Genomic DNA, 9234 nt, shown 5'->3' on the forward strand with positions numbered 1-9234 from the left:
CACCGGCCGCTACCGGCAGGTGAACTTCGACTCGGCCCAGTCGGCGAGCGCCACCCTGTCGAAGGCGGTCTGCGGTTCGACCACCAGCCGCACGGTCCGGCGCCCGGTCAGGTCCACATGGACGGGCACGGCGGCCTGTCCGCCCGCGACGACCCCGGACTGCCACAGCCGCACCCCGTCCGCGTAGACGGCGAAGGTGACCTCGCCGAGGCCGAGGGTCATGTCGTCGACGCCGGCCATCGCGTCGTAGGCGGTGCACTGCCGGTTGAGGTCGATGGTGACGGAGGACCGGCCGTGCACGGTGACGCCGTGCGCGTACTCCTTGCCGGCGACCGTCACGCCGTACCGCTGCCACACCCAGCTGCTCTCGCGGAGCCGCATCTCGGGCCCGGTGCCGTCGCCGGTGACGTCGAAGCGCAGCTCGCTCCACTGGTAGACGACCGGGGCGGGCGGCGGAGTGGGCGTCGGTGTGGGGGTGGGGCTCGGCGTCGGCGGGGTGGGCGTGGGCGTCGGGGTCGGCTTCGGGCTGGGGGCGGGCCGCGGGCTCGGGGGCGGCGTCGGTGTGGGGGTCGGGGTCGGGGCCGGTTGGGGGGCGAGGACGACCGGCTCGGGTGCCGGTCTCCTCTTCGCCGGAGTGGGGGTCGGTGCCCCCGGCTGCACGGCCGGCGCGGACGGGGTGGGCTTCGCGGCCTCCTTGACCGGGTGGCTGTCGTTCGTCAGGGCGAGGGCCACCACAGCGATCGCCGCAGCGACCACTCCGGCGGCGATCCCGGCCTTCACCGGCCCCGCGACCCCCTCCGAGGCCGCGGCGCCCCCGCCGCCCGCCCCGCCGGACGAACCGCTCGCCGCGGCGGCCGCACCCGCGGCCCCCACTCCGGCGCCTCCGGCGACGATCCCGAGCACCTTGGCGTACCCGGCGGCCCCGAACCAGCCGATGACCGCGACCGGTACGACGGCCGGGATGCCGCTCGCGACCTCTTCGATCTGGGCGGCGGCCAGCCGGCACCGGGCGCACTCCTCCAGGTGCTTGCGCAGCCCCCGCTCGGCACGGACCCGCAGTTTGCGGCGGGCGTAGCCGCCGAGCTGGTCGGCGTAGCGGGCGCACTCCTCGTCGTCGACGAGGGCGGTGCTCACATGGGCCTGGAGGTAGGCCTGCTTGAGGCCTTCACGGGCCCGGCTGGCAAGGACCCGGGTGCCGTTGGCGTCCAGCCCGAACAGGACGGCCACCTCGCTCGGCGACTCGTCCTCGACCTCGGTGTGCCACAGCACGGCCTGCCAGCGCTCCGGCAGCGAACGGAAGGCCTGCATCGCCATCGACTGCTCGGCCTCGTGCATCGCGCGCACATCGGCGCCGAGGTCCAGTGTGTCGTCGTCCGACACCTCGGAGCCGCGGCCGGCCTGGGCCGCGAACAGCGCGAAGTCGTCGACGAGTTGCTCACGCCGGGCCGACTTGGTCCACTGCGCGGCGACCCGCCGTACGGAGGTGAGCAGGTAGGCGCGCACGGCGTACTCGGGCCCGGACCCACCGCGCACCGCCTGCAGCATGCGGGCGAACACCTCGGCCGTCAGGTCGTCGGCGGTGTGCCCGTCCCGGCAACAGGTACGCGCATAGCGCCGCACCGCGTCCGCGTGCCGCCGGTACAGCTCCTCGTACGCCGAGTCGTCGCCGGCCCGCATCCGCTCGATCAACCGGCTGTCGGGATGCGGCAGTTCCCGGGGCGGCGGCAGGACACTCCCGTCACGCTGTGGCGGAACGTTCCCTTCCGGCGGTTCGCCGACGGGCGGCACGGCGGCCCGCCCGCCCTGGCTCGGCACCTGCGGCGAGGTCGTCCCCTCACCGAGGGACTCGTCCCACCCGTCAACGCTCATCGCGGAACGCCCCCGATGCCTGCCCACCCGACCGAATCACCGGCTCAGACTGCCACACCGCCTTTTCCCGAGCCCCCCGAGCGACGAAACGGTCACCCGGAAGAGGACCCCAGCACCCCGTAAGGGGAAACGCCGGGACCCCAGCGCCCCGAAAGGGGCGCTGGGGGTACCCCCAGCCGAAGGCTGGGGGAGGAACTGCGCGACCAGCCACAACTCACCCGCACCCGCCCGCGGTCATGGCCCGGCACCCGCTGCCGCGTTCCCGCGGGCACCGCAGGCGACCGAAGTACCCCGCGAGAGCCGCCCGCCCGGCCAAGCACAGGGCACCGTCACTGCCGTGACCGCAGCCCCTCCAGCAGAATCTCCAGCAACCGCGCCGAAGCCGCCGCCTGCTGCGCAGCATCCGGCAGGGACGGCGCCGCCGTGGCGATCACCAGCAGCACGTCGGAGACGGAGACGTCCGGCCGCAACTCACCGGCCTCCCGCGCCCGTTCCACCAGCCGCCCCACGACGTCGAGCAGCGCGGCCGCCCCCGCGTCGTCGTCGGCGCCCGCCAGCGGCTCCCGTTCCTCCGAGACCAGCCGCAACTCACCGGCCCCCGGCTGCGTCCGCTGCTGCGGCACCCGGGCCTCCTCGGCCCCGGAGCCGGCCACGGCAGCGCCGCCGACCTCCTCCGGCACCCCGACCCGCAGCACCTGCGGCGGCAACAACCGGCCCGCCCCCGACGCCACCGACGTCCGCAGGAAGCGCGACAGCGCCGACCACGGCTCGTCCTCCTGCCCGAGCGCGGCCCGCGCCTGGTCGGTCAGCCGGGAGGTCTCCTCCTCGGCTATCCGCCGTACCAGCACGTCCTTGCTCGGGAAGCGCCGGTACACGGTGCCGACCCCGACCCGCGCCCGCCGCGCCACGTCCTCCATCGGCGCGCCGTACCCCAGCTCGCCGAAGACCTCGCGCGCCGCACGCAGCACGTGCTCCAGATTGCGCTGTGCGTCCACCCGCAGCGGCGTCGTACGCGGCCCGTCACCGCGTCCGTTGCCCGCCGCCGCGCTCACCGTTCCGCCACCGGCCGCCAGAGCGGAGGCCGATGCCCACTGTGTGTCCTGAATGTGCATTTGTATTCCCCCGGTTAACGACGTCTCCCCCCGGAGACTCTCCCCGTCACTGATGGCCGGAGCGAGCGGAAATGCGATCGACCCATGACCCGTCCATGGACCCCGGGCCGGGCGGGACCGCCCGTGGCGGACCGTTCGACCACATCCCCTACACCCCGTCGACACACGAACATAGTTGAGAGGCTGTCAATTCAGAAGGGGGACGTTCCGCACGGTGCGCCCCCCGATCGGAGTACGGGTCGCTTACCTCCCGATTCGGCGCCTTCGCGCCCCCCTGCCCGCCCCCGCTGACCTGGTCCCTTTCGTCCGGCCCGGGGCGTGCGCCCGGCGCCCCGCAAAGCCGCCCGCCGGTCACACAAATTGCCGGGGCTGTGGACAAACAACAGTCACGGGTGCGTCATGGGATGGTGAAGGAACGTGCGCGCATTCTCGTTGTCGGCGGCGGCTACGTCGGGATGTACACGGCCCTGCGGCTGCAGCGGAAGCTGAAGCGGGAGCTCAGGCGGGGCGAGGTCGACATCACTGTCGTCACCCCCGATCCCTACATGACGTACCAGCCGTTCCTTCCCGAAGCGGCCGCGGGTTCGATTTCCCCTCGTCATGTCGTCGTACCCCTGCGGCGCGTTCTGGACCGGTGCCATGTGGTCATCGGCGAGGTGACGGCCATCGAGCACGCCAAACGCACCGCCGAGGTCGCCACCCTCGCCACCGCCGAGGAGCGCAAGGGCCCCACATTCCTGGAGTACGACGAACTGGTCCTCGCCCCCGGCTCGATCGCGCGCACGCTGCCCGTCCCCGGTCTCGCCGAGCACGGCATCGGCTTCAAGACCGTCGAGGAGGCCATCGGCCTGCGCAACCACGTCATCGAGCAGATGGACATCGCCTCCTCCACGCGCGACCCCGCGATCCGCGACGCGGCCCTCACCTTCGTCTTCGTCGGCGGCGGCTACGCGGGCGTGGAGGCCCTCGGCGAACTGGAGGACATGGCCCGCTACGCCGCGCGGTACTACCACAACGTCCAGCCCGAGGACATGAAATGGATCCTCGTCGAGGCCACCGACCGGATCCTCCCCGAGGTCGGCCCCGAGCTGGGCCGCTACACCGTCACCGAACTGCGCCGCCGCAACATCCAGGTGCTGCTCGGCACCCGCCTGGAATCGTGCGTCGACCGCGTCGCCGTCCTCAGCGACGGCCAGCGCTTCCCGACCCGCACCCTGGTCTGGACGGCCGGCGTCAGACCACACCCCCTGGTCGCCGCCACCGACCTGCCGCGCACCCCGCGCGGACGGCTGAAATGCACCGCCGAGCTGAGCATCGACGGCGTCGACCACGCATGGGCCGCGGGCGACGCCGCCGCCGTCCCCGACGTCACCGCCACCGAACCCGGCACCGAGACCGCCCCCAACGCCCAGCACGCGGTCCGCCAGGCCAGGGTGCTCGGCGACAACATCGTCCACGCGCTGCGCGGCGAACCCCTCGACACGTACGCCCACAGATACGTCGGCTCGGTCGCCTCCCTCGGTTTCCACAAGGGGGTCGCCCAGGTCTACGGGCGCAGGCTGAAGGGCTACCCTGCCTGGTTCATGCACCGCGTCTACCACCTGAGCAGGGTGCCCACCGTCAACCGCAAGGCCCGTGTCCTCGCCGAGTGGACCCTCTCCGGACTCTTCAAACGGGAGATCGTCTCGCTCGGATCACTCGAACATCCCCGAGCGGAGTTCGAACTCGCGGCCGGTGGAAAGCCTCCTCACAGTCCTTCCGACGACTCGAACGGGTCGTCCTGACGGAACTCAGGAACTCCACGGACCGCCCCGGCGTCTGACGGATGTCGTCGCCGACGGCCACCCTGCCAGACTGCCCCCCGACCGAGCACAAGGCTTCCGCCCCACCCTCTCCCCAGAACTGCACCGGGGGACTTCCCCCGGCCCCCGGCCGCTCCCCGAGCCGGCCGGAGACGACGACACGAGGCAAGGTTTCGTGAACTTCACGCGCTGGAGCGCCCGGCTCCCCGGAACGCAGCGCCGCGCCGCAGCGCGGACCGAGCACGCGGTCTCCCCGGACCGGCGGGGGGAAGGCTCCGTGCCCGCGGCCCGCGCCGAACAACTGACCGACGACTCGTCCTGCGTGCCCGCGGTCGACGAACTGCCCGCCCGCGGCGTCCTCGACCACGTCCCGGCCCTGGTCGCCCTCGTCCACGGCCCCGACCACCACATCGCGTACGTCAACGACGCCTATACGACCGCCTTCGGCGCACGCCCCCCGGGCGCCCCCGCCCGCGAGGCCCTGCCCGAACTCGCCGAACTGGGCCTCCTCCCCCTCCTCGACCAGGTCCTGCGTAGCGGCAAGCCCCGCACGCTCAAGTCCCGCAAGGCGCTCGACGGCCGTACCTACACGTTCACCTGCACCCCGGTCGCCGAGAACGGCGACCGCGACGGCGGCGTCCTCCTCTTCGCCACCGACGTCACCGACCACGCGGAGGCGGCGGAGCGGCTGCGCGCCAGCGAACGCCGCCAGCGCGAGACCGCGGTGACCCTCCAGCGCAGCCTCCTCCCCCAGGAACTCGAACAACCGGACGACCTGCGCATCGCCGCCACCTACCAGCCCGGCGGCACCGAGGCCGCGGTCGGCGGCGACTGGTACGACGTCATCACCCTCGGCGGCGGCCGCACCGCCCTCGTCATCGGCGACGTGATGGGCCGGGGCGTCCGCGCGGCGGCGGTCATGGGCCAGCTCCGTACGGCGGTCCGCGCCTACGCCCGCCTGGACCTGCCCCCGCACGAGGTCCTCCAGCTCCTCGACGGCCTCGCCACCGAGATCGACCCCAACCAGATCGCCACCTGCGTCTACGCCGTCCACGACCCCAACGAGGGCCGCCTGGTGTACGCCTCCGCCGGGCACCTCCCGATCCTGGTCCGCGACGAGACGGGCAGCGTGCTGCGCACCGAGGAACCGACCGGACCGCCGCTCGGCACCGGCGGCTGGGTCCACGCGTCCGCCTCGGTACCGCTGGGGCCCGGCTCGACGGCCGTCCTCTACACGGACGGCCTGGTCGAACGCCGGGACGAGGACCTGGACGAGGGCATCGCGGCGCTGGAGCGCGCCCTGGCGGGCGCCACCGGCACCCCCCAGGTCGTCTGCGACCGCCTGGTCCGCTCGGCCGGCGTCACGGCCGACCACGACGACGACGTCGCCGTCCTCGTCCTCCAGCATCCGGCCCGTACGGGCCCCGACAGCGACCTGTTCCGCAACGCCGCGCTGGAACTGCTCGGCGGCATCGAGGCGGCGCCACGCGCCCGTGCGTTCGCCTCCGGCGTGCTGACCAGCTGGCGCTTCCCGGCCGACCTCCACGACCTGGGCGTCCTCGCCACGAGCGAGCTGGTCGCCAACTCCCTCCAGCACGGCACCCCGCCCATGCGGCTGCGGCTCCGCCGCACCGACCGCCGCCTGATCATCGAGGTCACGGACGGCGACGACCACCTGCCGCGCCGGAGGCGCGCGGAACCGGGGGACGAGTCCGGACGGGGCATCGCGATCGTGGCGACGATCGCCTCGGGGTGGGGGTCACGGAGGACGCCCGGGGGCGGGAAGGCGGTGTGGTGCGAGTTCGTGCTGCCGAAGGGGTAGCGCCGTACGGGGCGCCCTTGTGGTTCGGCTGCGGGCGGGTGGGGGCTGGTCGCGCAGTTCCCCGCGCCCCTTACGGGGCGCTTCACAGCCGTGTCTCACATAGCTGCGGGCAGGCGTGCCGCAGGGCGGCACGGGTGGGCGCTGGGGGTCCCCCCGGCCGAAGGCTGGGGGAGGCACCCTGCCAGCGCCGGTAAGCGTCCCCCCTACGCGGACACGGACTCCGCAGCCGCCCCGCCCCGTGCCACGACCCTGCTCCTCGCGGCGAGCCACGGCCGGTCCTGGACATCCGTCAGCCGCTTCCCCAGCCGCACCGCCAGCACACTGATCCCCAGCGAGAACAGCAGGAACGTCACCACGTACGGCGCATGCAGCGACGCCCCCATTGGCCCGCCCACCGCCGGCCCCACCGCCAGCGCCAGCTGCTTGACCAGCGCGAACGCCGAGTTGTACTGCCCGGCCATGCCCTCCGGCGCCAGGTCGGCCACCAGCGGAGCCACCGTCGGCGACAGCATCGCCTCACCCAGCCCGAACAGCGCGTACGTCGAGACGAACGCGGCCGTCGCCATCTCCTGGCTGCCGTGTCCCAGCCCGGCGTACCCGGCCGTGACCCATGCGACGGCCCAGATCAGCCCGACCCCGGCGATCACCCGCGACCGCCGCCGGCGCTCGACGAACCGGAGCACGGCGAACTGCGCGACGACGATCATCAGCGTGTTCGCGGCCAGCGCGGTGCCGAGCGCGGACGTGGAAATTCCCGCCGCCTCGACGCCGTACGCGCTCAGCCCGGACTCGAACTGCCCGTAGCAGGCGAAGAACAGCACGAAACCGAGCACGGACAGCTGCACCATCGCCCGGTTGCCGAGCAGCTGCTTCCAGCTGCCCTTCGCCGACGACGCGGCCGGCGCGTCCCCGATGCGCGGCGAGTGCGGCATCCGCACCGTCGCCATCACGACGACCAGCAGCAGGAACATCGCCGCCTCGATCGCGAAGAGGAGGGTGAAGGACGAGACCCGGGTCGTGTCGACCAGGTGGCCGCCTATGAGGCCGCCGACGCCCAGCCCCAGGTTCTGCAGGAAGAACTGCGTCGCGAAGGCCCGGGACCGGGTCTCCGCAGTGGAGCAGTCCACGATCATCGTCGCCAGCGCCGGCTGCATCACGGCCTGCCCGGCCCCCAGCAGCGCCGCCGCGGCCAGCACGGCCGGACCGTTCCCCGCCAGACCCAGGCTCAGCGCACCGGCAGCGGCCGTCACCAGGGCGGTGAGAAGGACCGGCAGTGGGCCACGCCGCACGATCGCCCGGCCGGCGAACGGCAGCACTATCAGCGCGGCCACGGCAAAGACGGCGAGTACGACACCCGCCGTCATGGCACCGAGCCCCCGCACCTGCGCCACATAGACGTACAGGTAGGGGACGGTGAAGCCGAGCCCGAACGCGCTGAGTGCGTTGCCCACGTGGATCCGGCGCATCGCTGCGCCCATCGCCCTGGTCACGTTCACCTCTCTCAGGTCGTCAAGTCGACGGACTGCTGAAGTCTGAAGACTTTGAAGCTAAAGTTCGAAGCTAAAGACTACATCGCGAAGGACTTCAATGCCAAGCGCGTCCGTGCGATACTTCGGCCCATGGCCGACACCACCGGCGCGGGCGAGCCGACGCTCGACGAACAGATCGCCGCCTACCAGCGCGAATTCCAGGACCTCGACCCACAGGTCGAGAAGATCGTCTCGGCGTTGTCCCGGCTCAACCGCCGTATGAACGTCGCCTACGGCCGCCAGACCGGCGCCCTCGGCATCAGTAACGCGGAGTGGGAGGTCCTCAAGGCCCTCGTCCTCTCCGGGGTCCCCTACCGCCTGGGCCCCAGCGAACTGGCCAAGCGCCTCGGCCTCACCCCGGCCGCGATGACCCACCGCATCGACCGGATGGTCGCCGAGGGGCTCGTCACTCGGGAGAGGGATGAATGCAACCGCGTTCGGGTGATCGTCGAGCTGACGACCGAAGGACGCGAGAAGTGGCTGGAGGCCATGCGCCTCGCCTCCGTCTTCGAAGAGGACCTGCTCCAGGACCTCTCCCCGGCGGAGCGTGCGGTACTGGGTGAGGTCCTCACCCGGCTGCTCCGGCGTGTGGAGCACGCCCAGCCCGACGCCGGCGGCCGGCTCACCGACCTGGACTGACGCCCGGACGAGCGGGCCGCGGAAAAAATCTTGACAGGGAGGGTTGACACCCCCCTGCCCGCCCCGTAATGTTCTTCGGGTTGCCGCGGAGCCGTAACGGTTCTGCGACAGCAACTCCGCCGCAAGAGCGGCACCCAAACCACCAGCACGATCTCCCGACCGGGTTGATTTCGGCGTGCCCGAATTCAATTCGATTTCGGGTCGTAGTGGTGTCCGGTCGGACCGCGAGGCCCGATTGGGAATCGCCGAGCGGATCCGCTAAGGTTTGGGACGTCGGAACGGCCCAACGGCCGGGAAGACAACTCCCGCTGACTGGGAATCAGACGCCGAAAGGATCTGATAGAGTCGGAACCGCCGGAAAGGGAGACGCGAGAGCGGAAACCTGGAAAGCACCGAGGAAATCGGATCGAGAAAAGATCTGATAGAGTCGGAAACGCAAGACCGAAGGGAAGCCCGGAGGA

The 9234-nt window shown here is 72.2% G+C and carries 6 protein-coding genes; 3 read left to right on the forward strand and 3 right to left on the reverse strand.

Annotated features, from left to right (window positions below; translation table 11 throughout):
• Positions 1-9: 9 nt before the first annotated feature.
• Together ACFZB3_RS45670 and ACFZB3_RS45675 are read right to left on the reverse strand one after the other, a co-directional pair.
• A complete protein-coding gene (locus tag ACFZB3_RS45670) occupies positions 10-1869 on the reverse strand; it encodes a sigma-70 family RNA polymerase sigma factor (RefSeq protein ID WP_391388892.1) in 1860 nt (619 codons plus the stop codon).
• A gap of 329 nt (positions 1870-2198) precedes the next feature.
• Positions 2199-2981, reverse strand: coding sequence for a TetR family transcriptional regulator (locus ACFZB3_RS45675; RefSeq protein WP_391388896.1), 783 nt, complete (start codon positions 2979-2981; stop codon positions 2199-2201).
• A 404-nt stretch (positions 2982-3385) separates the two neighbouring features.
• Here ACFZB3_RS45675 and ACFZB3_RS45680 point away from each other — a divergent pair, with 404 nt between their 5' ends.
• A complete protein-coding gene (locus ACFZB3_RS45680; protein ID WP_391388899.1) occupies positions 3386-4765 on the forward strand; it encodes an FAD-dependent oxidoreductase in 1380 nt (459 codons plus the stop codon).
• A 193-nt stretch (positions 4766-4958) separates the two neighbouring features.
• Positions 4959-6605, forward strand: coding sequence for a SpoIIE family protein phosphatase (locus tag ACFZB3_RS45685; protein WP_391388901.1), 1647 nt, complete (start codon positions 4959-4961; stop codon positions 6603-6605).
• 203 nt (positions 6606-6808) lie between these two features.
• On the opposite strand, the gene ACFZB3_RS45690 is transcribed toward ACFZB3_RS45685, so the two are convergent.
• Positions 6809-8095: an MFS transporter gene (locus tag ACFZB3_RS45690; RefSeq protein ID WP_391388904.1), complete on the reverse strand. Its 1287-nt coding sequence runs from the start codon at positions 8093-8095 to the stop codon at positions 6809-6811.
• A 129-nt stretch (positions 8096-8224) separates the two neighbouring features.
• Between ACFZB3_RS45690 and ACFZB3_RS45695 the strand changes: the two genes are divergently transcribed.
• Entirely contained in the window at positions 8225-8773 is a 549-nt protein-coding gene (locus ACFZB3_RS45695) for a MarR family transcriptional regulator (protein WP_391388907.1), read from the forward strand.
• The last annotated feature ends 461 nt before the right edge of the window (positions 8774-9234 follow it).

Origin of the sequence: Streptomyces sp. NPDC008092 (assembly GCF_042957285.1) — a bacterium.
Classification (GTDB): domain Bacteria; phylum Actinomycetota; class Actinomycetes; order Streptomycetales; family Streptomycetaceae; genus Streptomyces.